At 71.0% G+C, this 25,633-nt stretch carries 24 protein-coding genes and 1 tRNA gene; 10 read left to right on the forward strand and 15 right to left on the reverse strand.

Translation table 11 applies throughout. The features are described from left to right. The first annotated feature begins 151 nt into the window (after window positions 1-151). Window positions 152-880 carry a response regulator transcription factor gene (locus tag VT50_RS31650; protein ID WP_046084864.1) on the forward strand — a complete coding sequence of 243 codons (729 nt, stop codon included), beginning with the start codon at window positions 152-154 and terminating at the stop codon, window positions 878-880. Window positions 881-908: 28 nt separating this feature from the next. On the opposite strand, the gene VT50_RS31655 is transcribed toward VT50_RS31650, so the two are convergent. Both VT50_RS31655 and VT50_RS31660 read right to left on the reverse strand, forming a co-directional pair. Further along, window positions 909-1,316 carry a hypothetical protein gene (locus tag VT50_RS31655; protein WP_046084863.1) on the reverse strand — a complete coding sequence of 136 codons (408 nt, stop codon included), beginning with the start codon at window positions 1,314-1,316 and terminating at the stop codon, window positions 909-911. Window positions 1,317-1,343: 27 nt separating this feature from the next. Further along, window positions 1,344-3,014: a sodium:solute symporter family protein gene (locus tag VT50_RS31660; RefSeq protein ID WP_046084862.1), complete on the reverse strand. Its 1,671-nt coding sequence runs from the start codon at window positions 3,012-3,014 to the stop codon at window positions 1,344-1,346. 162 nt (window positions 3,015-3,176) lie between these two features. On the opposite strand from VT50_RS31660, the gene galT reads away from it, so the two are divergent. The 4 genes from galT (at window position 3,177) to VT50_RS31680 (ending at window position 7,752) form a co-directional block, all read left to right on the forward strand. Further along, the gene (gene galT, locus VT50_RS31665; protein ID WP_046084861.1) at window positions 3,177-4,220 is read left to right on the forward strand and encodes a galactose-1-phosphate uridylyltransferase; all 1,044 of its coding nucleotides are present in this window, start codon (window positions 3,177-3,179) and stop codon (window positions 4,218-4,220) included. Beyond that, on the forward strand, window positions 4,217-5,245 hold the full coding sequence (galE, locus tag VT50_RS31670) for a UDP-glucose 4-epimerase GalE (RefSeq protein WP_046084860.1): 1,029 nt from the start codon (window positions 4,217-4,219) through the stop codon (window positions 5,243-5,245). Before galT ends, galE begins: the two co-directional genes overlap by 4 nt. After that, window positions 5,242-6,444: a galactokinase gene (gene galK / locus VT50_RS31675; RefSeq protein ID WP_046084859.1), complete on the forward strand. Its 1,203-nt coding sequence runs from the start codon at window positions 5,242-5,244 to the stop codon at window positions 6,442-6,444. Before galE ends, galK begins: the two co-directional genes overlap by 4 nt. Window positions 6,445-6,849: 405 nt before the next feature. Then, window positions 6,850-7,752, forward strand: a complete 903-nt coding sequence (locus tag VT50_RS31680; RefSeq protein ID WP_046084858.1) for a response regulator transcription factor — start codon at window positions 6,850-6,852, stop codon at window positions 7,750-7,752. On the opposite strand, the gene VT50_RS31685 is transcribed toward VT50_RS31680, so the two are convergent. Next, complete coding sequence (locus VT50_RS31685; RefSeq protein WP_046084857.1) at window positions 7,711-8,208, reverse strand: MarR family winged helix-turn-helix transcriptional regulator; 498 nt, start codon at window positions 8,206-8,208, stop codon at window positions 7,711-7,713. The two genes, VT50_RS31680 and VT50_RS31685, sit on opposite strands and share 42 nt — an antisense overlap. A gap of 168 nt (window positions 8,209-8,376) precedes the next feature. On the opposite strand from VT50_RS31685, the gene VT50_RS31690 reads away from it, so the two are divergent. Together VT50_RS31690 and VT50_RS31695 are read left to right on the forward strand one after the other, a co-directional pair. After that, window positions 8,377-9,210: a trans-aconitate 2-methyltransferase gene (locus VT50_RS31690; protein WP_046084856.1), complete on the forward strand. Its 834-nt coding sequence runs from the start codon at window positions 8,377-8,379 to the stop codon at window positions 9,208-9,210. 56 nt (window positions 9,211-9,266) lie between these two features. After that, window positions 9,267-10,070, forward strand: coding sequence for a hypothetical protein (locus tag VT50_RS31695; RefSeq protein ID WP_053048451.1), 804 nt, complete (start codon window positions 9,267-9,269; stop codon window positions 10,068-10,070). A gap of 4 nt (window positions 10,071-10,074) precedes the next feature. Here VT50_RS31695 and VT50_RS31700 read toward each other — a convergent pair whose 3' ends face one another. From VT50_RS31700 to VT50_RS31710, 3 genes are all read right to left on the reverse strand, one after another. Beyond that, window positions 10,075-10,533, reverse strand: coding sequence for a hypothetical protein (locus VT50_RS31700; RefSeq protein ID WP_240529389.1), 459 nt, complete (start codon window positions 10,531-10,533; stop codon window positions 10,075-10,077). Window positions 10,534-10,604: 71 nt separating this feature from the next. Further along, window positions 10,605-11,315, reverse strand: a complete 711-nt coding sequence (locus tag VT50_RS31705; RefSeq protein WP_046084855.1) for a TetR/AcrR family transcriptional regulator — start codon at window positions 11,313-11,315, stop codon at window positions 10,605-10,607. Beyond that, entirely contained in the window at window positions 11,312-12,292 is a 981-nt protein-coding gene (locus tag VT50_RS31710; protein WP_206269516.1) for an acyl-CoA desaturase, read from the reverse strand. Before VT50_RS31710 ends, VT50_RS31705 begins: the two co-directional genes overlap by 4 nt. Window positions 12,293-12,539: 247 nt before the next feature. Here VT50_RS31710 and ppc point away from each other — a divergent pair, with 247 nt between their 5' ends. After that, window positions 12,540-15,266: a phosphoenolpyruvate carboxylase gene (gene ppc, locus VT50_RS31715; protein ID WP_046084853.1), complete on the forward strand. Its 2,727-nt coding sequence runs from the start codon at window positions 12,540-12,542 to the stop codon at window positions 15,264-15,266. A gap of 444 nt (window positions 15,267-15,710) precedes the next feature. Here ppc and VT50_RS31720 read toward each other — a convergent pair whose 3' ends face one another. From VT50_RS31720 to VT50_RS31750, 7 genes are all read right to left on the reverse strand, one after another. After that, window positions 15,711-16,229 (reverse strand): hypothetical protein, encoded by a 519-nt coding sequence (locus VT50_RS31720; RefSeq protein ID WP_079343931.1) that lies wholly within the window; start codon window positions 16,227-16,229, stop codon window positions 15,711-15,713. Window positions 16,230-16,299: 70 nt separating this feature from the next. Beyond that, complete coding sequence (gene pth / locus VT50_RS31725) at window positions 16,300-16,890, reverse strand: aminoacyl-tRNA hydrolase (RefSeq protein ID WP_046090517.1); 591 nt, start codon at window positions 16,888-16,890, stop codon at window positions 16,300-16,302. A 122-nt stretch (window positions 16,891-17,012) separates the two neighbouring features. Then, complete coding sequence (locus tag VT50_RS31730; protein WP_046090516.1) at window positions 17,013-17,612, reverse strand: 50S ribosomal protein L25/general stress protein Ctc; 600 nt, start codon at window positions 17,610-17,612, stop codon at window positions 17,013-17,015. Between the two features lie 230 nt (window positions 17,613-17,842). Then, a complete protein-coding gene (locus VT50_RS31735; protein ID WP_046090515.1) occupies window positions 17,843-18,820 on the reverse strand; it encodes a ribose-phosphate diphosphokinase in 978 nt (325 codons plus the stop codon). A 70-nt stretch (window positions 18,821-18,890) separates the two neighbouring features. After that, on the reverse strand, window positions 18,891-20,348 hold the full coding sequence (gene glmU / locus VT50_RS31740) for a bifunctional UDP-N-acetylglucosamine diphosphorylase/glucosamine-1-phosphate N-acetyltransferase GlmU (RefSeq protein ID WP_075200574.1): 1,458 nt from the start codon (window positions 20,346-20,348) through the stop codon (window positions 18,891-18,893). A 117-nt stretch (window positions 20,349-20,465) separates the two neighbouring features. Continuing rightward, a tRNA-Gln gene (locus VT50_RS31745) sits at window positions 20,466-20,537 on the reverse strand. A 30-nt stretch (window positions 20,538-20,567) separates the two neighbouring features. Then, window positions 20,568-21,428, reverse strand: a complete 861-nt coding sequence (locus tag VT50_RS31750; RefSeq protein ID WP_046090521.1) for a hypothetical protein — start codon at window positions 21,426-21,428, stop codon at window positions 20,568-20,570. Window positions 21,429-21,617: 189 nt separating this feature from the next. On the opposite strand from VT50_RS31750, the gene VT50_RS31755 reads away from it, so the two are divergent. Then, window positions 21,618-23,180: a histidine kinase gene (locus tag VT50_RS31755; protein ID WP_046090513.1), complete on the forward strand. Its 1,563-nt coding sequence runs from the start codon at window positions 21,618-21,620 to the stop codon at window positions 23,178-23,180. A gap of 115 nt (window positions 23,181-23,295) precedes the next feature. On the opposite strand, the gene VT50_RS31760 is transcribed toward VT50_RS31755, so the two are convergent. Together VT50_RS31760 and VT50_RS31765 are read right to left on the reverse strand one after the other, a co-directional pair. Beyond that, window positions 23,296-23,784: an SUKH-3 domain-containing protein gene (locus VT50_RS31760; protein WP_046090520.1), complete on the reverse strand. Its 489-nt coding sequence runs from the start codon at window positions 23,782-23,784 to the stop codon at window positions 23,296-23,298. Window positions 23,785-23,933: 149 nt separating this feature from the next. Then, window positions 23,934-24,455 (reverse strand): YwqJ-related putative deaminase, encoded by a 522-nt coding sequence (locus tag VT50_RS31765; RefSeq protein ID WP_046090512.1) that lies wholly within the window; start codon window positions 24,453-24,455, stop codon window positions 23,934-23,936. Between the two features lie 196 nt (window positions 24,456-24,651). On the opposite strand from VT50_RS31765, the gene VT50_RS31770 reads away from it, so the two are divergent. Beyond that, window positions 24,652-25,629 (forward strand): HNH endonuclease, encoded by a 978-nt coding sequence (locus tag VT50_RS31770; RefSeq protein ID WP_046090511.1) that lies wholly within the window; start codon window positions 24,652-24,654, stop codon window positions 25,627-25,629. The last annotated feature ends 4 nt before the right edge of the window (window positions 25,630-25,633 follow it).

Consider the following 25,633-nt stretch of genomic DNA (forward strand, 5'->3'; position numbering starts at 1 on the left):
CGGCGGCACCGGTCGGAGTGGGACGTCAACCGGATGTCAAGTAGGCACGAATGGCCGGGATTTCGGCATTCCGAGGGGCTTCTCCCCGGTAAGGGGCGCGCAACGTCGAACAAGCGTGTAGCTTTCCCCCCTGAGCGAATGGGGGGAGCTCATGGGCGTGCGACTCATGGTGGTCGACGATCACCGGCTGCTCGCGGAGGCGCTCGCCTCCGCGCTGAAGCTGCGCGGGCACCGGGTGCTCGCCGCGGCGGCGCCGAGCGCGGGCGCGGCGGACCTGGTGGTGAGCCGGGCACCCGAGGTGTGCCTGCTGGGCACGGCGGCACCCGCCGAACCGGGGGTGTTCGACCCGGTGGCGCGGATCAAGAAGGAGCGGCCGCAGGTCGCGGTCGTGGTGCTCGGCCCGGTGCCGAGCCCGCGCGGCATAGCCGCCGCCTTCGCCGCCGGGGCGTCCGGCTATGTGCGCCACGACGAGCGGATCGAAGGCGTCGAACGCGCCATGATGAAGGCGCGCGCGGGCGAGGCGGCCGTGGCGCCCCAGCTGCTCCAGGGGGCGTTCGCGGAGCTGCTCAACCCCGCGGCCCAGCCCGATGACGAGGGCGCCCGGCTGCTGCGGATGCTGACCCCGCGCGAGGTGGAGGTGCTGGTGCGGGTCGCCGAGGGCGAGGACACCCGGCTGATCGCGGCGGGCATGGGGATCGCCCCCAGCACGGCCCGCACCCATGTGCAGCGGGTGCTGATGAAGCTCGGTGTGGGCTCGCGGCTGGAGGCGGCGGCCCTGGCGGCGCGTACGGGGCTGCTGGACCGCGCGGTGACGCGCCGGACCGCGCCGCCCCCGCACCAGCCGCCTCCCCCGCCGCAACCGCCCCCGTCGGCGCCGTAGCCCGTACGGTGGCCGCGGCCCGCGTAGCTCAGCCCTCCCCGGCCCCGGGCCCTCGCCCACCGGCCTCTCCGGGCCCGGTCCCGGGCTCCCGTCCACCGGTCTCTCCGGGCCCGGGCCCGGCGCCGGGACCGCCCCCGGGCCGAGCGGGCTCCGGCTTGGGCTCGGCCCCCGGCGCGGACAGCGGCCTGAGCTTCATCCAGAGCAGGAAGAGCAGGCCGACCGCGAGCATGCACGCCCCCGTCCAGAGGTTGATGTTGATGCCCGACGCCTTCCGCACATCCGCGTCCGAGGCGGTGAACCCGGCGATGAGGACGATGATCCCGTAGATCACGAACAGCCCGCCGATGATCCGCCGCACATCGAACAGCCGGGCCGCGGTCGCCGACTTCTGCTGCAGGTCCTCGACCTCGTGCCGGTACTCGTACTCCTCACTCATGGCGCACGCTCCTTAATCCCCGAAGGGTCACAGGGAGAACGGGATGTAGCAGAGGGCCGCGAGGATCAGCGCGCTCCAGCCCAGCACGGCCGGACGGCGGTACCACGCCTCGTCGCCCGGCGCCGGGGGTTCGGCCACCCCGGGCGCGGTGGTGCCGTAGACCAGACCGGCCAGCGACTCCACCGGCCTGGGCGTGGTGAACGGCGTCACCGCGACCATCACCACCCCGCCGACCACGAACGCCACGATGGCCGAGACGAAGTTGGCGCCCTGGTCGCTGGGGATGGAGATGACGTCCGCCCGGTAGAGCCAGAAGTAGTTGATCAGCGCGGCCACCGTGCCGCACAGCAGCCCCCAGAACCCGGCCGCGGCGGTGGCCCGCCTCCAGAACATCCCGATGATGAAGACGCAGAACAGCGGCACGTTGAAGAACGAGAACAGGGTCTGGAGGTAGTTCATGATGTTGCTGAACGAGGAGGCGATGAACGCCGTCCCCATCCCGGCCAGCACTCCGATCGCCGTCACCACCCGCCCGGTCAGCAGGTAGTACCCGTCCGAGCGGCCCTTGCGCACATACGCCCGCCAGATGTCGTTGGTGAAGACCGTGTTGAACGACGACACATTGGCCGCCATGCCCGCCATGAAGGCGGCCAGCAGCCCGGTCACCGCGAGCCCCAGCACCCCGTTCGGCAGCAACTCGCTCATCAGCAGCGGAATCGCGTCGTTGTACTGCAGCCCGCTCGTCTTCGAGCCGATGTCCGGCGACATGACCAGGGCGATCAGCCCGGGCACCACCACGATCAGCGGGATGAGCACCTTGGGGAACGCGGCGATCAGCGGGGTGCGCTGGGCGGCCGAGAGGTTCCTGGCCGACAGGGCGCGCTGCACCTCGGCGAAGTTGGTCGTCCAGTAGCCGAAGCTCAGACAGAAGCCGAGGCCCAGCACGATGGTCAGCCAGTTGGCCCCCAGCGGATTGGACGAGCCGATGCCGGTGCCGCCCCACGCGGAGACGAAGTTGGGGCCGTGGGAGTCGGTGAGCGCGTCCTTGAGCCCGCCGAAGCCGCCGATCCGCCGGAGACCCACGACGGTGAGCGGGATCAGGGCGGCCAGGATCACGAAGAACTGCAGCACCTCGTTGTAGATCGCCGAGGAGAGCCCGCCGAGGGTGATGTACGCGAGCACGAAGAGCCCCGCGACCACGATGGCCACCCACTGCGGCCAGCCCAGCAGCGCCTCCACCACGATCGCCATCGCGTAGAGGTTCACCCCCGCGATCAGCACGGACGCGACCGAGAAGATGATCGAGCTGAGCAGGTGCGAGGACGGCCCGTAGCGGTGCAGCAGGAACTCGGGGACGGACCGTACCTTGGAACCGTAGTAGAACGGCATCATCACCAGGCCGAGGAAGACCATGGCCGGGATCGCCCCGACCCAGTACCAGTGCACGGTGTACACCCCGTACTGCGCGCCGTTGGCGGCCATCCCCAGGATCTCCAGGGCGCCCAGATTCGCGGCGACGAAGGCCAGACCGGTGACCCACGCGGGCAGCGACCGGCCGGAGAGAAAGAAGTCGAGGCTGGTCTTGACGCTCGCTCTGGCGGCGAATCCCACGCCGAGGACGACGACGAAATAGAGGATCAGGATCGTGTAGTCGAGCACGTTGGTGGGGAGCCGTAGCCCTTCGGCCAGATAGTGCATGGTCTCGCCTCATCGCCTGAACGGAACGCACCAGAAACGTTCGGTGAACGTATCCGAATTCTTGTGGTTTGTCCGAGCACCTTCACCGCACATTGACGGCACTGTTGGCTTGTGGTTCATTATGTTGAGTTGTGTTGGGTGCACCTGACAGGAGCTGGCGGAGTGAAGAAGACGGCGACGCGGCTCGCGGACGGACGCGAGCTGATCTATTACGACGCGCGCGACGACGCGGTGCGCGACGCCGTCGACCAGCGGCCGCTCGACCCCATCGCGACCCGCTCGGAGATCCGGCACGACCGGCTGCTCGGCGACCGGGTGGCGGTCGCCTCCCACCGCCAGGCCCGCACCTACCACCCGCCGACCGACGAGTGCCCGCTGTGCCCCTCCCACGAGGGGCGGCACAGTGAGATCCCCGCCTCCGACTACGACGTCGCGGTCTTCGAGAACCGCTTCCCCTCGCTGGCCGGTGACTCGGGCCGGTGCGAGGTCGTGTGCTTCACCTCCGACCACGACGCGTCCTTCGCCGACCTCGACGCCGAACAGGCCGCACTGGTGCTCGACGCCTGGACCGACCGCACCGCCGAGCTGGCCCAACACCCCGCCATCGAGCAGGTCTTCTGCTTCGAGAACCGCGGCAAGGAGATCGGCGTCACCCTCGGCCATCCGCACGGCCAGATCTACGGGTATCCCTTTGTGACGCCCCGTACCCGGCTGATGCTCCGTTCGCTCGCCGAGCACCGTGCGGACACCGGTCGGAATCTGTTCGATGATGTGGTCGCCGATGAGCTGGCCGACGGGAGCCGGGTGGTGCTCGACGGCGAGCACTGGGTCGCCTTCGTCCCCTACGCCGCCCACTGGCCGTACGAGGTGCACCTCTACCCGAAGCGGCGGGTCCCGGACCTGCCCGCGCTGGACGAGGCCGCGCGCACAGAGTTCCCACAGATGTATCTGGAACTCTTGAAGCGCTTCGACCGGATCTTCGGGGAGGGCGAGCCGCCCACGCCCTACATCTCCGCCTGGCACCAGGCGCCGTACCGCATGACCGACCGCGGTGAATTCGCTCTTCACCTCGAGCTTTTCACCATTCGCCGCACTTCCGGCAAGCTGAAGTTTCTCGCGGGTTCCGAATCCGGCATGAATGTGTTCATCAATGATGTGCCGCCGGAGGCCGCGGCCGAGCGACTGCGAGAGGTAGCGAGCGAGTGAGCATTGCGCAGCAGAAGAAGTACCTGGTCACCGGCGGCGCCGGCTATGTCGGCAGCGTGGTCGCGGCGCATCTGCTCGAAGCCGGGCACCGGGTGACGGTGCTGGACGACCTCTCCACCGGGCACCGCGCCGGGGTCCCCGAGGGCGCGGAGTTCATCGAGGGCCGCATCCAGGACGCGGGCAAGTGGCTCGACCCCTCCTACGACGGCGTGCTGCACTTCGCGGCGTTCTCCCAGGTCGGCGAGTCCGTCGTGCACCCCGAGAAGTACTGGGCCAACAATGTGGGCGGCACCACCGAACTGCTCGCCGCGATGCGCGACGCCGGGGTGCGCACCCTCGTCTTCTCCTCCACCGCCGCCACCTACGGCGAGCCCGACCAGGTCCCGATCACCGAGGACCTTCCGACCGCGCCCACCAACCCCTACGGGGCCACCAAGCTCGCGGTCGACCACATGATCAGCGGTGAGTGCGCCGCCCACGGCCTGGCCGCGGTCTCCCTGCGGTACTTCAACGTCGCGGGCGCCTACGGGGCGTACGGCGAGCGCCACGACCCCGAGTCCCACCTCATCCCCCTGGTGCTCCAGGTCGCCCAGGGCCGCCGCGAGGCCATCTCCGTCTTCGGCGAGGACTACGCCACCCCCGACGGCACCTGCGTCCGCGACTACATCCACGTCGCCGACCTCGCCGACGCCCATCTGCTCGCCCTCGGCGCCGCCCTCCCGTCTCCCACCACCACCCTTGACGGAGGCGCCGCGCGCCGCGGAGTCAACCCCGGCGAGCATCTGATCTGCAACCTCGGCAACGGGAACGGCTTCTCCGTCCGCGAGGTCATCGAGACGGTGCGCCAGGTCACCGGCCACCCCATCCCGGAGATCGCCGCCCCGCGCCGCGTCGGCGACCCGGCGGTCCTGGTGGCCTCCGCCGAGCGTGCCAAGGAGCGCCTGGGCTGGCGCCCGACCCGCGCCGACCTGGCCGGAATCGTCGCGGACGCATGGGAGTTCGCGCAGCGGAGGGAGAGTCAGTGACGGACGAGCACGGCCCCGGGCGGGTCACGGCGGGGTTCCGCGAGGTCTACGGCACCGAGCCCGGCGGCGTCTGGGCGGCGCCGGGCCGGGTCAATCTGATCGGCGAGCACACCGACTACAACGACGGCTTCGTGATGCCGCTCGCCCTGCCCCACACCTGCCTGGCCGCCGCCTCGCCGCGCGCCGACGGGGTGCTGCGGCTGCACTCCGGCGACGCCCCGGGCGGGGTCGTCGAGCTGCGCGTCGAGGAGCTTTCACCGGTCGCGGGCGGCGCGGGCGGCGGCGACCGCGGCGGCTGGGCGGCCTATCCGGCCGGAGTGGTCTGGGCGCTGCGCGAGGCGGGGCTGCTGACGGGCCGGGAAGGCGGTGCGGAGCTGCACTTCGAGTCCACCGTGCCCACCGGCGCCGGGCTGTCCTCCTCCGCCGCGCTGGAGGTGGTCACGGCCACCGCGCTCAACGATCTGTACGGGCTGGGGCTCACCCCGCCGCGCATCGCCCAGCTGTGCCAGCGCGCGGAGAACGCGTTCGTGGGCGTGCCCTGCGGGATCATGGACCAGATGGCGTCGGCGTGCTGCACCGAGGGGCACGCCCTCTTTCTCGACGCCCGCGATCTCACCCAGCGCCAGGTGCCGTTCGACCTGGCGGCCGCGGGGCTGCGGCTGCTGGTCGTGGACACCCGCGTCAAGCACGAGCTGGGCGACGGCGCCTACGCGAGCCGGCGCGCCGCGTGCGAGGCGGCCGCGCGGGCCCTCGGGGTGCCGGCGCTGCGGGATGTGCCCTTCGAGGGGCTGGACGCGACGCTCGCCCAGCTGGAGCGGCTGGGCCACGACACGGCCACCCGGCGGCGGGTGCGCCATGTGGTGACCGAGGACCGCCGGGTGGAGGAGGTCATCGCGCGGCTCGACGCGGGGGACACCCGGTCCATCGGGCCGGTGCTGACCGCCGGGCACGCCTCCTGCCGCGACGACTTCGAGATCTCCTGCGACGAGCTCGACCTGGTCGTGGAGACGGCGACCGCGGCGGGGGCGCTCGGATCGCGGATGACCGGCGGCGGCTTCGGCGGCTCGGCCATCGTGCTGGTGGCCGAGGCGGACGCGGAGGCGGTGAGCAAGGCGGTCACCGAGGCGTTCGCCGCGGCCGGGCACCGGGCGCCGCGGATCTTCCCGGCGGTGCCGAGTGCGGGGGCGCGACGGCTGTAGGGGGCCGTACCGAACGACGGCTGTAGGGGGCCGTACGCCAAGACGGCTGTGGGGGCCGTACCCAACGGCCCTTGATCGCCACTCGACCGCTGCTCGGTAAATTTTCGCTGCCCATGGGTCTCGTAGTCCCCAAGAGCGAACAATAAACCCACAGTGAACAGTCGAGAGCAGTCAGTTTCGCTAATCCGCTTCCTATATGAGACCACGGCCTTACTCTGAGTACAGCGTCGGTGGGGGCCGACGCGCATCAGGGGGCGAGACAGTCAGGTACGACGCCCGGGGTGGGGTAGCAATCACTGCACGGCGGCGGCCGTGCGGGTTGCGGTGACCTTGCACCGGGCGCCGTACCCGCACTGTTTCTCGGTGTATCCGGGATCTTTCATCCGGCGACGTGGGGGGTTGTCCGTGGCACGTATACGGGTTCTCGTGGTCGACGACCATCGAATTTTCGCCGAGTCCTTAGCGGCCGCCCTCGCGGCGGAGCAGGACGTGGACGTGGCGGCGGCCGGCAGCGGTCCGGCGGCGCTGCGCTGTCTGGAGCGCGGCGCGGCGGAGGGGCGCCGCTTCGATGTCCTGCTGGTCGACGCCGACTTGGGCACGGCCGCCGACGGGATGGGGCCACCGCTTCCGGTGCCGTCCGAGCTGCCGTACGGCGGGGCGAACGGCACGGCGCACAGCGGCATCCACGGTGGCGCGCAGGGCGGCGCGCACGGCGGGCCGCAGAACGGACCGCACAGTGGGCCGCACGGCGGGGCCCTCGGCGGCCCCGCCCGGGCGGTGAACGGCCGGGCGGCCGACGGCATATCGCTCGTCGGCGCGGTCCGCTCCACCCAGCCGGGGGTGCGCACCGTGGTGCTGGCCGAGCGCGACGATCCGCGCCGCGCGGCGGCGGCGCTGCAGGCCGGGGCGTCCGGCTGGGTGGCCAAGGACTGCTCACTGGTCCGGCTGCTGGCGGTCATCCGGGGGGTGCTGAGGGAGGAGACCCATCTGCCGCCCGCTCTGCTCACCGGCGTTCTGCGGGAGTTGACGGCCGCCCGTAAGCACCGCACAGAAAGCGAGCGGCTGGTCGAGTCGCTGACGCCGCGTGAGCGGGAGGTGCTGCGCTGCATGGTGGCCGGGCTCGGCCGTAAGGCCGTCGCCGAGCGGCTTTTCCTCTCCCCGCACACCGTCCGCACCCATATGCAGAATGTGCTGGGCAAGCTGGGCGTGCACTCCACGCTGGCGGCCGTGGCGCTGGCCCGGCGGGCCGGTGTGGGCCCGGCCGACCTAGCCGGGGAGATTGTCGAACGGGGCGGTCAGCTGGCGTAGCAGCGCGGCCAGTTCGGCGCGCTGGGCCTGGGAGAGCTCGGCCAGGATGGCGCGCTCATGGTCCAGCAGCCCGGCCAGTGCCTGATCGGCGCGGTCACGCCCTTCGGCGGTCAGCCGGACCAGCACACCGCGCCGGTCACTGGGGTCGGGCCCCCGCTCGACCAGCCCCTTCGTGGCGAGCCTGTCGATGCGGTTGGTCATGGTGCCCGAGGTGACCAGTGTCTGGGTCAGCAGCTGCCCGGGGGAGAGCTGATACGGGGGCCCGGCCCGGCGCAGCGAGGTCAGGACATCGAACTCCCAGGGCTCCAGATTGTGCTCGGCGAAGGCGATCCGCCGTGCCCGGTCGAGATGGCGGGCGAGCCGGCTGACCCGGCTGAGCACTTCGAGCGGTTCCACATCGAGGTCGGGGCGCTCCCGCCGCCACGCCGCGACCAGCCGATCGACCTCGTCCTCCATGGCGATCAGTGTAGTGGGTCTGTCGACATGAAGTCTCTTGACATCAAGAGATAACGTGGAGCACGGCGAGCACCGGGACGCGCGGCAGCGACCACGGCGCCTCGTACCGACCGTACCCGCAGGGGAACCGCACCCCGCAGGGGACCCGTACCCGCAGGGGGACCGACCATGACCACCGCACCCAACTGGGACCCGCGCCAGTATCTCCGCCACGCGGGCCACCGCACCCGCCCCTTCCTGGACCTGCTGGCCCGCATCCCCGAGCTGCCCACCGACCCCGGCCACCCGCCCCGCATCGCCGACCTGGGCTGCGGCCCCGGCAACGTGACCGCCCTGCTCTTCGACCGCTGGCCCGACGCCCGGGTCACCGGCCTGGACAGCTCCGCCGACATGCTCGCCGAGGCCCAGCCCCTCGCGGGCCCCACCACCGGCGGCGGCCGCCTCGACCTCCGGCAGGCCGATGTGCGGAACTGGGCGCCGGACGAGCCCCACGACCTGATCGTCTCCAACGCCGCCCTCCAGTGGATCCCCGGCCACCCCGACGCCTTCCCCACCTGGCTGGCCGGACTGCGCCCCGGAGGCACCTTCGCCTTCCAGGTCCCCGGCAACTTCACCGCCCCCAGCCACACCCTGCTGCGCGACCTGTGCAGCGCGCCCGAATGGCGCGACCGCCTCGCCGCCTTCCTCCGCGACCCCGCCACGGTCCTGGAACCCACCGAGTACCTGGAGCGGCTGGCCGCCCTCGGCTGCGAGGTCGACGCCTGGGAGACCACCTATGTGCAGATCCTGACCGGCCCCGACCCCGTCCTCGACTGGGTCAAGGGCACCGCCCTGCGCCCGGTCCTGACCGCCCTGGCCGACGACCCGCCCGCCCGCGACCGCTTCCTGACCACGTACGCCGCCCTCCTCCGCGACGCCTACCCCGCCACCCCCCACGGCACGGCCTTCCCCTTCCGCCGCGTCTTCATCGTCGCCCACGTCGACTTCACCCGGCCGTCATGAGACCGTTGACGCGCTGAACAACAAAGCTGTGGCCACGTTTCTCGGGGGAGAGAGCCATGAGCAGCGAGGAGCAGAGGCAGCGCGGCATCTGGATACTGGGGGCCGCCGCCCTCGCGTTCGCCGTGCTCGTGCTGCCGCAGGTGGCCGAGGGGGACGACCGGACCTCCTTCGCGGGCAGCGCCCTCCCGTCCAGCGGAGCTTCCCGTCCGCCGACGGGTCCCGGCGGGCTCCCCAGCGGAGTTCCCACGGGAGTTCCCAGCGCCTCGCTGCCCGGGTACGGCAGCGGAGGCAGCGGGGGAGGCGGGGGATCGGGCGAGACCCAGGCACCCGCCACACCCACCGTGGCGCCGGATCCCACCCAGGAGGCGTACCGGGCGGTGAGCTCCGGGGACTGCCTCGCCGTGTACGACACCGGGTACGGCGGCTACAACACCCAACTGCCCCACCCGGTCGACTGCGACGCCGTAAACGCCTACATGTGGGTGAGCGCGGTGCGGAGCGGCGGCGGCGCCTGTCCGCAGGGGCCGGGGCGGAACTCCCTGTCGTACACCTCGCGGGGACGGACCACCGCTCTCTGCATGACCCGTCGGTTCACGGTGGGGTACTGCCTGCTGGCCGAGCAGACGGGCAGCGGGCGGCAGGCGCGGATGAACGCCGGGCTCATGACCGTGGTGGACTGCGACGCGAAGCGGGTTCCGGCCCGGTACAACCGGATCCTGCACATCACCGGCGTCTACAAGGCCCCGGCAAGCGCCTCCGCGGCGAACTGCGCCCGGGTCCAGGGCGACCGCACGTACTACTGGTCATGGCTGGTGAACGGTGGCCGGACCCTGCTGTGCACCATGGTGTACCAGGGCTGACCGCTCAGCGGGTGGCCACGTTCACCAGGCCCCCGCTCAGCGCCAGCAGCAGGATGACGCCGGCCCCCGGAGCAGCCAGATACGGCAGCAGGGCCAGCGTGGCCAGCAGGCAGTACGCGGCGGCCACCCAGGACAGCACCCGCTGGGCCTCCTCCGGCCCGTGGCGGTTGAGCCGCACGACGAGCGCCATGAACACAGCGGCCCACAGGGCGGCCCGCGGTTCACCGAAGGAGACCTTGTCGTAAAGGTCCACCACGGGCTTGTACCAGTCCGTGTCGGCCAGCGAGCCCGCGAGCTCGATCATGTCCTTCAGATAGGCGTGCGACGCCACTGACGTCGCGTCCTTCAGATCGGCGCGCACCCACTCCGTGATGGCCAGCATCATCAGACCGAGCGCATGACAGATGCCCGGCCCCACGGCCACCGCCTTACGGCGCGCCTCGGACCGCTCCCCCGTACTCATGTCCGCTCTCCCCCTCCCCCATGGGCCCCCATCATCCCGACCCGGGGGACACGCGGACCAGTCGCGGGAGGTCAGTTCTTGCGGTGGCCTATCAGGCGCGGCTTCGGCTCCAGGCCGTCCAGGCCGTGCCAGGCCAGGTTCACCAGGTGGGCCGCGACCTCGGCCTTCTTGGGCTTGCGGACGTCCAGCCACCACTGGCCGGTCAGGGCGACCATGCCCACCAGGGCCTGGGCGTAGAGGGGGGCCAGTTTGGGGTCGAAGCCGCGGGCCTTGAACTCCAGGCCCAGGATGTCCTCCACCTGGGTGGCGATATCGCTGATCAGGGAGGCGAAGGTGCCCGTCGACTGGGCGACGGGGGAGTCGCGGACCAGGATGCGGAAGCCGTCCGTGTACTCCTCGATGTAGTCCAGGAGGGCGAAGGTGGCCTGTTCGCACAGCTCCCGGGGGTGGCCCGCGGTCAGCGACGTGGTCACCATGTCGAGCATCCGCCGCATCTCGCGGTCCACCACGACCGCGTACAGCCCCTCCTTGCCGCCGAAGTGCTCGTACACCACCGGTTTGGAGACCCCGGCCTTCGCCGCGATCTCCTCCACCGAAGTGCCCTCGAAGCCGCGCTCGGCGAAGAGCGTGCGACCGATGTCCAGCAGCTGCTCCCGGCGCTCCTTGCCGGTCATCCGGACCCTGCGGGGCCGCCGGGCTCCGGATCCGGAGGACCGGCCGGCCCGGCGCGGCCGGTCCATTTCACCGCTGGTATTACTGTCGGTCGCCACGCCCTCCATCATGCCGCTCCGGCGGTCTCCTCCTGACGGCGGGCGTCGATACGGTCCTGGCTCGGCCACCGGACGTCATACGCCCAGCCCGCCTTCTCGAACCAGCGGATGATCCGGGCGCTGGAGTCCAGCTGGCCTCGCATCACCCCGTGCCGGGCGGAGGTCGGGTCCGCGTGGTGGAGGTTGTGCCAGGACTCGCCGCACGAGAGCACCGCGAGCCACCACACATTGCCGGAGCGGTCCCGCGACTTGAACGGGCGCTTGCCCACCGCGTGGCAGATCGAGTTGATCGACCAGGTCACATGGTGCAGCAAAGCCACCCGGACGAGTGACCCCCAGAAGAAGGCGGTCACCGCGCCCTGCCAGGACCAGGTCACCAGCCCGCCGATCAGCGGCGGCAGCATCAGGGAGACCACGGTCCACACCACGAACTGCCGGGAGATCGTCCGGATGGCGCCGTCCTTGATCAGATCCGGTGCGTATTTGGACTGCGGCGTCTGCTCCTCGTCGAACATCCAGCCGATATGGGCCCACCACAACCCCTTCAGCAGGGCTGGAACGGTCTCGCCGTACCGCCACGGGGAGTGCGGATCGCCCTCCGCGTCGGAGAACTTGTGGTGCTTGCGGTGATCGGCCACCCAGCGGACCAGCGGGCCCTCCACGGCCAGCGACCCCGCGATCGCCAGCGCGATCCGCAGCGGCCGCTTCGCCTTGAACGAGCCATGGGTGAAGTAGCGGTGGAAGCCGATCGTGATGCCGTGGCAGCCGATGTAGTACATCGACACCAGCAGCGCCAGATCCAGCCAGCTGACCCCCCAGCCCCAGGCCAGGGGAATCGCCGCGAGCAGCGCGACGAAGGGGACGGTGATGAACAGGAGAAGGGTGATCTGTTCGATGGAGCGCTTGCTGTCCCCGCCGAGCGTGGCGGAGGGAAGCGGGGCCTCCTGGGCCTTCGGCGTGTCATTGACCACGTCGGGGCTTGCAGTCATGGGATCCCTCGTGGGGCTCGGGGGCATGGCTACGGATGCGTAACCTACGGCGTCGTAAGTATGGCAGGGCCTGGAAGCGGGGCAATAGGGCTCTGGTCCCACCCGCGATGGTGCCGCCTATCCTGGTGAGCGTCGGACAGCGCGGTCCGCACATGGCCGAAAGCACCGGGTCAACAGCCCGCGGCGCCCGCCGCGCACGCATCGATGCCGCGCTTCGAACCCCGTTCACTGCAAGGAGCCCGCACCTGTGAGCAGTGCCGACCACACCAACGCCGCCCTGCGCGCCGATATCCGCCGTCTGGGTGACCTGCTCGGCGAGACCCTTGTCCGACAGGAGGGCCCCGACCTCCTCGAACTCGTCGAGCGCGTCCGCGCCCTCACCCGCAGCGACGGCGAGGCCGCGGCCGACCTGCTCGGCACCACCGACCTCGAGACCGCCGCCAAGCTGGTCCGCGCCTTCTCCACCTACTTCCACCTGGCCAACGTCACCGAACAGGTGCACCGCGGCCGCGAGCTGCGCGCCCGCCGCGCCGCCGAGGGCGGCATCCTCGCCCGCACCGCCGACCAGCTCAAGGACGCCGACCCCGAACACCTCCGGGCGACCGTCGCCAACCTCGGCGTACGTCCCGTCTTCACCGCCCACCCCACCGAGGCCGCCCGCCGCACCGTCCTCACCAAGCTCCGACGCATCGCCGAACTGCTCGACACCCTCGCCATCGGCGGCAGCGGCGACGCCCGCCGCGCCGACCTGCGGCTCGCCGAGAGCATCGACCTGCTCTGGCAGACCGACGAGCTCCGCGTCGCCCGCCCCGAGCCCGCCGACGAGGCCCGCAACGCCATCTACTACCTCGACGAGCTGCACGCCGGAGCCGTCGGCGACGTCCTCGAAGACCTCACCGCCGAACTCGAGCGCGTGGGCGTCGAGCTGCCCGCCACCACCCGCCCGCTCACCTTCGGCACCTGGATCGGCGGCGACCGCGACGGCAACCCCAACGTCACCCCCGAGGTCACCCGCGACGTCCTGATCCTCCAGCACGAACACGGCATCACCGACGCCCTGGAGATCATCGACGAGCTGCGCGCCGCGCTCTCCAGCTCCATCCGCAACACCGGCGCCTCCGAAGAACTCCTCGCCTCCCTCCAGCACGACCTCGAACGGCTGCCCGAGATCAGCCCCCGCTACAAGCGGCTCAACGCCGAAGAGCCCTACCGGCTCAAGGCCACCTGCATGCGGCAGAAGCTCATCAACACCCGCCAGCGGCTCGCCGGGGACACCCCCCACCAGCCCGGCCGCGACTACCTCGGCTCCGGCGAACTCCTCGCCGACCTCCACCTCATCCAGGACTCCCTGCGCGCCCACCGCGGCCAGCTCATCGCCGACGGCCGGCTCGAACGATCCATCCGCACCCTCGCCGCCTTCGGCCTCCAGCTCGCCACCATGGACGTCCGCGAACACGCCGACGCCCACCACCACGCCCTCGGCCAGCTCTTCGACCGGCTCGGCGAGGAATCCTGGCGCTACGCCGACATGCCGCGCGACTACCGCCGCAAGCTGCTCGCCAAGGAACTGCGCTCCCGGCGCCCCCTCGCCCCCACCCCGGCACCGCTCGACGCCGCCGGTGCCAAGACCCTCGGCGTCTTCCACACCATCCGCGAGTCCTTCGAACGCTTCGGCCCCGAGATCGTCGAGTCCTACATCATCTCCATGTGCCAGGGCTCCGACGACGTCTTCGCCGCCGCCGTCCTCGCCCGCGAGGCCGGGCTGATCGACCTCCACGCGGGCTGGGCCAAGATCGGCATCGTTCCGCTGCTGGAGACCACCGAAGAGCTGAAGATCGCCGACAAGCTCCTCGACGACATGCTCGCCGACCCCTCCTACCGGCGGCTCGTCGCCCTCCGCGGCGACGTCCAGGAGGTCATGCTCGGCTACTCCGACTCCTCCAAGTTCGGCGGCATCACCACCTCCCAGTGGGAGATCCACCGCGCCCAGCGGCTGCTGCGCGACGTCGCCCACCGGCACGGCGTACGGCTGCGGCTGTTCCACGGCCGCGGCGGCACCGTCGGCCGCGGCGGCGGCCCCACCCACGACGCGATCCTCGCGCAGCCATGGGGCACCCTCGAGGGCGAGATCAAGGTCACCGAGCAGGGCGAGGTCATCTCCGACAAGTACCTCGTGCCCTCCCTCGCCCGCGAGAACCTGGAGCTGACGGTCGCCGCCACGCTGCAGGCATCCGCCCTGCACACCGCCCCCCGCCAGTCCGACGAGGCGCTCGCCCGCTGGGACGCGGCCATGGAAACCGTCTCCGAAGCCGCGCACGGCGCCTACCGCACGCTCGTCGACGACCCCGACCTGCCCGCGTACTTCTTCGCCTCCACACCCGTGGACCAACTCGCCGAACTCCACCTCGGCTCCCGGCCCTCCCGCCGCCCCGACTCCGGCGCCGGCCTCGACGGACTGCGGGCCATCCCGTGGGTCTTCGGCTGGACCCAGTCCCGGCAGATCGTCCCCGGCTGGTTCGGCGTCGGCTCCGGCCTCAAGGCCGCCCGCGAGGCCGGACTCGACAGCGTCCTCGACGAAATGCACCAGCACTGGCACTTCTTCCGCAACTTCCTCTCCAACGTCGAGATGACGCTGGCCAAGACGGATCTGCGGATCGCCCGGCACTACGTGGACACGCTGGTGCCGGACGAGCTGAAGCATGTCTTCGACGTGATCCAGCGGGAGCACGAGCTGACGGTGCGGGAGGTGCTGCGGATCACCGGCGGACGGGAACTCCTCGACTCCAACCCGGTGCTGAAGCAGACCTTCCACGTACGGGACGCCTACCTCGACCCGATCTCGTATCTGCAGGTGACCCTGCTCCACCGTCAGCGCACCGCGGCCGAGCGGGGCGAGGACCCCGACCCCCTCCTCGCCCGCGCCCTCCTCCTCACGGTCAACGGCGTGGCCGCGGGCCTCCGCAACACGGGCTGACCACACGCCGCGCCACCGGGCGGGGGCCCGCTCCCCGGAGGAGCGGGCCCCCGCCCGGTGGGTTGTGGGTGATGAGCTTCCGGGGGCTTCGCCCCCGGCCCCCGCCGAGCAGCAGGCTCCGCCGCTGCCAAGCCCCCCGCGGCGGGATTCCCGCCTCGGGCTGGGGTTTCCCTGCCAGGCACGGCACCTCATCCCCGCCACGACGGCGAGCACCCCGCGCCGGGTGTTCGGCGGTGCCGAACTGCCCGCGGGCTTTCGGCCCCTGTCGGGCACTGTTTCTTCGCCGGGTGCGGCAATTCCTCCCCGCCGCGATGGCGAGTAACCCCAACGCCGGTGTCCGGCGGTGCCGGACGGCCCAAGCCACCGGGGGTGGCCGCACAACGACGGCGGGGTGATCCCGGGACGCAGAGCGAGCCAAGACCCAGGAGGGGCACCCGGTGAACGCTACAGCGTAAGCGTGGCGAAGGACGCGCCCAGCAGCCCCGCCCCCAGCAGACCCATGGCCCAGCCCGTGCGCCGTAGGCCAAGACCGCCCGCGACGATCAGCGAGGTGAGGAGGAGGGAACCGCCGAAGGGGACCCAGGCGTGGAGGATCCCCGCGGCGCCGGTGCGGACGGCGTGGTCCGTACCGGGCTTGAGGGCCACCGGCACCCGGTCGCCCGTCCCATTGGTGACCGCCTCGTCGATCCGCACCCGGCCACGGGACTTGCCGCCCTCGGCGGCCGGAGCGAAGGAGCCGGTGCACCACTCGTCGCCGCAGTCGGAGACCGTGACGGTGCCACGCTCAAGCCCCTTGGTCAGCATCGACGGCTTGGCGTCGCCCCAGGACGACCACACCCCGGCGACCAGGATCAGCAGCGCGACAAGCGTCATCGCCACGTTCTTCGCCAGCAGCAGAAACCCGTACGCGCTCTCGCCCGCCCGCCGTGTACGGCTGCGCTTGGTCACACCGGTGGAAGCCATGGCGGCGATCCTCGCCATCCCCGGCCCGCCGGTCAACCTTCCGCCGAACAAACGGGCGAACAGCGTGTTTTCAGGAGTTGTACGTCCCCTGCGCCCGCTCCAGCCCGTCCGCGATCAGCGTCTCCACCGCGTCCGCCGCACGGTCCACCAAGTAGTCCAACTCCCTGCGCTCCGCAGCGGAGAAGTCCCTCAGGACATACGCCGCCACATCCATCCGACCCGGCGGACGGCCGATCCCAAAGCGCACCCGGCAGTAGTCCGCGCCCAGCGATTTGGTGATCGACTTCAGCCCATTGTGGCCATTGTCACCCCCGCCGACCTTCAACCGCAGCGCACCGTAATCGATGTCCAACTCATCATGGACGGCCACCACATGACCCACCGGCACCTTGTAGAAGTCGCGCAGCGCGGTCACCGGACCACCCGAGAGGTTCATGAAGGACATCGGCTTGGCGATCACGACCCGGCGGCTCGCCGGACCCGGCGGACCCACCCGCCCCTCGACGACCTGGGCCCGCGACTTATGCGCCTTAAAACGGGCACCCATCCGCTCGGCCAGCAGATCGGCCACCATGAAGCCGACATTGTGCCGGTTGCCCGCGTACTCACCACCGGGGTTGCCGAGGCCCACCACAAGCCAGGGGCTCGTGTCGTCCGTCATCTGGATGTCTCTCCCTGAGGACGGCCGCCGCCCCGCACCCCAGGAAGGGGCGCGGGACGGCGGCCGGAGAAGCGATAAGGGGGCAGCCGCAGACTACGCCTCGGCACCCTCGGCCTCGCAGATTACGCCTCGGCGCCCTCGCCCTCGCCCTCGGCGCCCTCCTCTGCCGGGGCCTCCGCCTGCGCGGCGACCACCTGCAGCACGGCCACGTCATCCTCCACGGCCAGCGAGGTACCGGTCGGCAGGGTGATGTCCTTGGCGTGGATGGTGGCACCCGCGTCCAGACCCTCGATGGAGACGGTGACCGACTCCGGGATGTGGGTCGCCTCGGTCTCCACCGGCAGCGCGCTCAGCAGGTGCTCAAGCAGATTGCCACCCGGGGCCAGGTCACCCTCGGTGTGGACCGGCACCTCGACGGTGACCTTCTCACCCTTCCTCACCAGCAGCAGATCGACATGCTCCAGCACACCGATCTTGATGGGGTGACGCTGCACCGCCTTCGGGATCACCAACTCGTTCTTGCCGCCCTCGACATCCAGACGGATCAGCACGTTCGGGGTCTTCAGCGCCATCAGCAGATCGTGCGCCGGCAGCGTGACATGCAGCGGCTCAACGCCGTGGCCGTAGACCACGCCGGGAACACGATCGGCGACACGGGCACGCCGGGCCGCCCCCTTGCCGAACTCGGTACGGGGCTTAGCGGAAATCTTGACCTCGGCCACGGGGCACTCCTCGTAGATCACTTACGGTGTGTGGACGTCACCCGGCCCACGACAGACCTGCTACGAAGAGCGCGTCGATAACGGACAGCCGCTGTGAGAAGCGGCCTCCCTCGCCGAGCAACCCCACAACTCTACCAAGCGCCGGGAGCGCCGCCGCCAACGGCTGAGGCCACCCCCTCACGGGAGTGGCCCCTACATCCGGCAAAACCGGTCCGGGAAGGCTAAGCCGCTCACGCGTGCTCCTCGAACAGGCTGGTCACCGAGCCGTCCTCAAAGACCTCCTGCACCGCGCGGGCGACCGTCGGCGCCATCGACAGCACGGTCACCTTGTCCAGCTCCACGTCATTCGGCGTCGGCAGGGTGTTGGTGAAGACGAACTCACTCACCTTCGAATTCTTCAGCCGGTCCGCGGCCGGACCGGACAGCACACCATGCGTCGCGGTCACGATCACATCCTCCGCGCCGTTCGCGAACAGCGCGTCCGCCGCCGCACAGATGGTGCCACCAGTGTCGATCATGTCGTCCACCAGCACACACACCCGGCCCCGCACATCGCCGACCACCTCGTGCACCGTGACCCGATTGGCCACATCCGGATCCCGCCGCTTGTGCACGATCGCCAGCGGCGCGCCCAGCCGGTCGCACCAGCGGTCCGCGACCCGCACCCGGCCCGCGTCCGGCGACACCACGGTGAGCTTGGACCTGTCGACCTTGGCGCCCACGTAGTCCGCGAGCACCGGCAGCGCGAACAGATGGTCCACCGGACCGTCGAAGAAACCCTGGATCTGATCGGTGTGCAGATCCACCGTGAGGATCCGGTCGGCACCCGCCGTCTTCAGCATGTCGGCGATCAGCCGGGCCGAGATCGGCTCCCGGCCACGGTGCTTCTTGTCCTGACGGGCATAGCCGTAGAACGGGACGATCACCGTGATCGAGCGCGCGGAGGCCCGCTTCAGCGCATCGACCATGATGAGCTGCTCCATGATCCACTTATTGATCGGAGTCGTGTGGCTCTGGATCAAAAAGCAGTCGGCACCGCGTGCCGACTCCTGGAAGCGGACGTAGATCTCGCCGTTGGCGAAGTCGAATGCCTTGGTCGGGACCAAGCTGACGCCCAGCTCATGGGCGACCTCCTCGGCCAGCTCGGGGTGGGCGCGGCCGGAGAAGAGCATCAGCTTCTTCTCGCCGGTCGTCTTGATCCCGGTCACAACAAGTCTCCTTGGATGTCACTTTGGTGCACTACTCACCGTACGCCCCGCACGCGTACCTGTGCAGATGTCACTGCCGACCCTCGTCCTCCCGACGAGCGGCCTCCGCGGCCCGCGCCGCGGCGCTTCCGGGGCGCTTGCGGTCGACCCAGCCCTCGATATTCCGCTGCTGTCCGCGTGCGACGGCGAGCGAGCCCGGGGGCACATCCTTGGTGATGACCGATCCGGCGGCGGTGTAGGCGCCGTCCCCGATCGTGACGGGAGCCACAAGCATGTTGTCGGCCCCGGTCCGGCAGTGGCTGCCGATGGTGGTGTGGTGCTTGTTCACACCGTCGTAGTTCACGAAGACACTGGCGGCGCCGATATTGGTCTGCTCGCCGATCGTCGCGTCGCCCACGTAGGACAGATGCGGCACCTTGGTGCCCTCGCCGATCGAGGCGTTCTTCATCTCCACATACGTGCCCGCCTTGGCCCTGGCCCCCAGCCGCGTCCCGGGCCGCAGATACGCGTACGGCCCCACGCTCGCCCCCGCGCCGATCTCCGCGCCCTCCGCGACGGTGAACGACACCACCGCACCCCGGCCGACGGTGGTGTCGGTGAGCCGGGAGCTCGGCCCGACCTCGGCGTCCGTCGCCAGATGAGTGGCCCCCAGCAACTGGGTGCCCGGATGGACCAGCGCGTCCGGCTCGAACGTGACGGTCACGTCGAGCCAGGTGGTCGCCGGGTCGACGACGGTCACCCCGCTCAGCATCGCCCGCTCCAGCAGCCGCTCGTTCAGCAGCCCGCGGGCCTCGGCCAACTGGACGCGGTTGTTGATCCCGACGATCTCGCGGTGGTCGCCCGCCACGCACGCGCCCACCCGGTGCCCCGCCTCACGCAGGATGCCGAGCACATCGGTGAGGTACTCCTCGCCCTGGCTGTTGTCGGTGCGCACCTTGCCGAGGGCGTCGGTGAGCAGCTGGGCGTCGAAGGCGAAGACCCCGGAGTTGATCTCGCGGATCGCGCGCTGCGCGTCGGTCGCGTCCTTGTGCTCCACGATCGCGGTGACGGCGCCGGTCGCGTCCTCCCGCACGATCCGGCCGTAGCCGGTGGCGTCGGGGACCTCGGCGGACAGCACGGTCACGGCGTTGCCGTCGGCGCCGTGAACCGCGGCGAGCCGCTGGAGCGTCCCGCCGGTCAGCAGCGGGGTGTCACCGCAGACGACGATCACGGTGCCGTCGAGGGCGACCCCGCTCTCGGACAGCTCCTCCAGGCCCATCCGAACGGCGTGCCCGGTGCCGTTCTGCTCGTGCTGGACGGCGGTGCGCACCTCGGCGTCGATCTCGGCCAGGTGTGCGGAGACCTGCTCCCGGGCGTGGCCGACCACGACCACGAGGTGTTCGGGGGAGAGCTCACGGGAGGCGGCGACGACATGCCCGACGAGGGACCGGCCGCAGAGGGCGTGCAGAACCTTCGGGGTCGCCGATTTCATGCGGGTGCCCTCACCCGCTGCGAGGACGACGACGGCTGCCGGGCGGTTGGCGCTCACGGGTGTGCCCTTCGGCTTCGGGGGTGGACACCCGCAGGATACCGAGAGGTTTCCGGGCGGAAAGGAAGGAGGGTCCTGAGGTGAACGGTGCTCGTCAGCCAGGATCCGAACTTAGAGCTCCCCTGCCAGGACTCGAACCTGGAACAAGTTATCCAAAGTAACCCGTGTTGCCTATTACACCACAGGGGATGGCAAAAGATGCCAAATCGGACAAGTCCGCTAGATCGTCGACCTGGCCCCCACCACTATGCCGTACCACCAGCCTTCGATGCGACGGTATAGGTCGGCCCCTTTGAGGGCGCGGACCACGAGACACCCCCGGTAGTGCTCGCCGACGTTCTTCCGGACGGTCTTCGGGTTGTGCTTCTTGAGGGTGGTCCTCTCGAAGGTGTCGACGTCCGCGCCGACAAGATCGGCCCAGTAGTGCTCCGCGTCGGCCACCTGGGCGGACTCGTGGATCATCACGCGATAGCGCAGCCGGTCGGGTTCGACGCCGAGCAGCGACAGCCATGCGAGATAGAGCTGGATCACGCCGGGGTCGCTGTTGATGAAGACGACGGTTTCGCTGCGGCGATGGGGTTTGCTCTTGCTGCCCTCGGCCCAGTAGAGGCCGACGCCGACCAGGAAGAGCTCCCGGTCCGTCAGCTCGCCGACCTCCCTCGCGGCGGCCAGCTTCGTCCGCTGTCGCTCGATCTCCCGCTGTCGCATCGTCGCCTCCCAGCCCCGCTTGGCGATCGCCGACGCCTCCTCTCGGGTGCGGGGCGGCCGGTCCGGTGTGGGCAGGTCGCGGGTCCAGAGCGAGATGGAGCTCTTGGAGCAGCCCAGCTCCAGCTGGATCTTGTCGTAGGTCATCCCCCGGAGCCGCATCTCGCGCGCCCTGGCGCGCAGGTCGTCCTTGGCGTTGGGGCGCCTGGTCCAGTCGGGCGGTGGCTCGCCCTCCAGGAGGCGGTTCAGGATGTCGTTGTTGCTCACCTTCAGCCGGTCGCGGATCTGTCTGCGGCTCAGCCCCTCCTTCCGTAACGCGATCGCTCGTTCTCTCAGCTCTTCGAACGTGGTCGACTGGTCGAGCAGGCCGCCCATGCTGTCGCCGTCGCGGCGCCGTGGTTCGTTCATGGGCTCAGGGTCGTCCGCCAGCCGGACCTGGCGGGTCGAAAATGTGGGTGATTCATTCGTTCGAGTCACATGAGCGGCTTTACCTCGCGTTCGAGTCTCTTGTGCGCCGCCGTGTCCCCGCGAAATGCGCTGGCGCCCGGCCGTAGGCTGGTCGCTATGAGTTCGACGGGGGAAGAGGCGGCGGGCGCGCGGGGCGCGCCCGGGGGGCCGTGGTGGTGGGCGCGGCGGCGGAGCATGGGGCTCGATGTCCTGCTCGCCGTGGCGTCGTCGATCGAGTGTGCGGTGGAGGGTGTCGGTTTCGCCCACGATGCCCGGGTTCCGGCGGCCGCCGGGGTGCTGATGGGGGCGCTCGTCGGGGCCACGCTGTTGCTGCGGCGGCGCTGGGCGATCGCCGTGGTGCTGATATCGATCGCGGTCACCCCCGCCGAAATGGGTCTGCTGCTCGGCGTCGTGGGGCTCTACACCCTCGCCTCGTCCGAGGTGCCGCGCCGGATCACGGCGGTGCTGGCCGGGATGGCGGCGGTGGGCAGCTTCCTGGTCACGGTGATCGGGCTCCGCCGGGACAATCCGCAGAGCGGTCTGGGGACCTCCGTATGGGAGGCCCCGATGTTCGCCATGGTGCTCACCCTGGGGCTGACCGGCCCGCCCGTGCTGCTGGGGCTGTACGTCCGTGCGCGGCGGCGGCTGGTGGAGAGCCTGCGGGAGCGGGCGGACGGTCTGGAGCGGGAGCTCTCGCTGCTCGCGGAGCGGGCGGAGGAACGGGCCGAGTGGGCCCGTAACGAGGAGCGGACCCGGATCGCGCGGGAGATGCACGACGTGGTGGCGCACCGGGTGAGCCTGATGGTGGTGCACGCGGCGGCGCTGCAGGCGGTGGCGCTCAAGGATCCGGAGAAGGCGTCGAAGAACGCGGCGCTGGTGGGCGACATGGGGCGGCAGGCGCTGACCGAGCTGCGGCAGATGCTGGGGGTGCTGCGGTCGGAGGACGGGCTGCGGGCGGGGGCGGCGTTCGCCGCCGGGTCTTCGTCTTCGTCCGCTTCGTCCGCCGCTGCCGGTGAGTCTTCCTCCGCCGGTGGGTTCTCCTCCTCCGATGCCTCCGATACCCCCGACGCCGCCGACGCCGCCGGGTCTTCTGGCGGGGAGCGGCCGCTGGCGGTGGTGGTGGCGGCTGCCTCGGCCGCCGCGGATGCCGCGGGGGCGGGGGTGGCCGCAGAGGTGGCCGGGGGGCCGCGGCTGGCGGAGCTGGAGGCGCTGGTCGGGCAGTCCCGGGCGGCGGGGATGGCCGTGGAGCTCTCGGTCGAGGGCGAGGAGCGGCGGTACGCGGCTCCGGTGGAGCAGACGGCCTACCGGGTGGTCCAGGAGGCGTTGACCAACGTCCACAAGCATGCCCCGGGTGCGCGCGCCCGGGTCCGGGTGGCGCACCGTACCGCCGAGATCGCGGTCCAGGTGGAGAACGGGCCGTCGGAGCGCGGCGCGGCGGACGCGGGGCTGCCGAGCGGGGGGAACGGCCTGGTCGGGATGCGGGAGCGGGTCTCGACGCTCGGTGGGGGCTTTGTGTCGGGGGCCACGGAGGCGGGTGGTTTCCGGGTGTCGGCGGTCATCCCGGACGATACGGATCGCCCGGACGGGCGCGACCGTACGGACGGTACGGGTCGTACGGATCAGTCCGTGGACCGTCCGGCGGATCGTGCCGGGGGCGTGGAGCGGGCGAAGAGCGCCTGAGCGTTTTGGGGACTCGCCCTGAGCGCTGTCGTTCGACTGTGGCGCCGTCGTGGCTGGTCGCGCCCACGCGGCGGAGCCGCACATCGACCCAGCCCGGCGGCCTCTACGGGGCGAGTCACGTGCGCGTCAGTCTGGGTGGGAGCGCGCCGGTGACGAGGGTGTTGAGGGCGGCGTCCAGGGTGGGGCCGAGGTACCAGTCGCCGGTGTGGTCGAGGCTGTAGACCCGTCCTTCGGTGTCGATGGTCAACAGCGCCTGTCCGGCTGCCTCTTCGCCCAGCGGGCTGACCTCGGTCTCCAGGGCCCGGCCCAGATCGCCGAGGGTGCGGGCGAGGTGGAGGCCGAGCAGGGGGTCGATGCGGAACGGGGTCGGGGCGATCTCGCGGCCCGCGCCGGGTGGCTGGATGTGCAGCCCGCCGAACTCGGCCCATGCCTCGACCGCCGCCGGGGAGATGGCGTGCCGGTGGCCCGCGGGTGAGGTGTGGGCGCGCAGGGTGTCGGCCCAGACCTCGGCGCGCCGCATGTCCCAGCGGCCGGGCTGCCAGCCCGCGTCGCGCAGGGCGGCGTCGACGGCGACGGGGAAGCGGGTGACGTCCAGGCGGTCGATCGGCTGCCGCGGGGCCGGGCGGGTCGGCTGCCGTGTCGGCGCTCCCGGCGCGTCCTGGGCCGTCTGCGGTGCCTGTGGTGCCTGGGTCGTCTGCGGTGCCTGTGGGGCTTGGGCTGTCTGTGGTGTCTCTGGTGCTTGGTGTGCCTGGCTCACGTGCTCTCCCCCACCACCCGTACGCCGAAGTGGGCCAGCAGTGCGGCGCAGGACAGACAGGGCGGGGCGTAGCTGCCGTGCTGGGGGTCGCCCGCCTCCCGGATTCGGCGGGTGGTGAGCTTGGCCTGTTTGAGGGAGCGGCGGGCCTCACCCTGGGTGAGCGGTTTGCGGGAGGCGCGCTTGGAGCGACCGGCCTCGACATTGGTCAGGTGGCGGGAGAGAAGGATCACTTCGGGGCAGCGGCCGGTGAAGCGTTCGCGCTGGCCGCTGGCGAGCGCGTCGAGGAATTCCCGTACCAGCGGATGGAGTGTCGGCGGCTGGTCGGCCTTGCCTCCGGTGCAGGTCAGCGTGGATCCGCGGACGGACAGCGCGGCGGCGACGGCGGGCAGGATGCCGTCGCGGCGGTGGTGCAGCGGCGGTGGGCCGGTGTCGGGGTCGACGCTGCTCCATCTCAGCCGGGGGTCACCGGCCGCGGGGGTGGCGCCGTCGCCGCCCCCGTTGCTCTGCGTGATGTGCATGTGGTGGATCCCTCCCTGTGCAATCCCCCGGTTGCAATGATCAGATTGCCAAATCCCGTGGGCGCTGCGGTAGTCCGGGCCGGAACGGCCTGGTGGGGAGCGAGGGGGCACCGGGGGCGGGTGGCCGCCCGGTTCGGCCGGTTGCGTCACCGCATAGGCTGTGTTCAGTAGCCAGCATCAGCAGGGGGCAACCGCCATGACGACAGGTCGGCTCGGGCAGCATGCCGCGCCACCGAACACGGCCTACGCCGGGCAGGTCGTGCACTTCCCGGATCCCGTCCGGGCCGCGCGCCACCCCAAGGGCGTCCGCGTGGACGAATACGGCTTTCCGGACTTCTCGCCGTATGCGCGCGCTGCCGCCGAAATCGCCGAGCCCCCGGAGGGTTTCGGCGTCGACGAGCTCCGGCTGACGGACTACGTCTCGGCGAACGCGGCGCTGCACGCCACCGGTCATGAGCTGTGGAACGGGGCGCCGGTGGTGGCCACCCCGCATGGCTGGACCTGGCACCACGTCGTCGGCACCCGGCGCATGGAGCTGATTCCGGTCGAGGTCAAGGCGCTGCTGCGGCACCACGGCGGGCTCGCCACGGCGGAGGTCGACCAGGAGAAGCGGGGCACCCGCCCGCTGCAGGAGACCCGGCCGGTGCATGTGGGCCTGCCGCCGCGGGGCATTTCGGTCACCGAGGAGCAGGTGCTGGGTGTCGAGGAGGACCTCGGCTACCGGCTGCCCGACGCGTACCGCGCCTTCCTCAAGGCGGCGGGCGGCTGCGCACCGGTCGGCACGGCGCTCGACCCGGAGCTGGGGCTGCTGATCGACCAGCCCTTCTTCACGGTGCGCGACGAGGCGGCGGTCAATGACCTCGTCTATATCAACAAGTGTCTGCGGGACCACTTCACCAAGGACTATCTGGGCGTCGGCTTCGTCCAGGGCGGGGTGATCGCGGTCAAGGTGAAGGGTGACGCGATCGGCACGGTGTGGTTCTGTGCGTATGACGACGCGCGGGACCGTGACGGCTGGACGGTCCAGGAGCGGGTGGAGCGGCTGATGCTGCCGTGCGGCGAGGACTTCGACGCCTTCCTGCTCCGGCTGGCGGGCAATGCGCCGGAGCTCGAGACCGTGGCGAACCTGATGGTGGACGGCGGATTCGCGTACGCCGTCCCGTTGGAGGGGTGAGCGC

Origin of the sequence: Streptomyces antioxidans (assembly GCF_000968685.2) — a bacterium.
In the GTDB taxonomy this organism is placed as follows: domain Bacteria; phylum Actinomycetota; class Actinomycetes; order Streptomycetales; family Streptomycetaceae; genus Streptomyces; species Streptomyces antioxidans.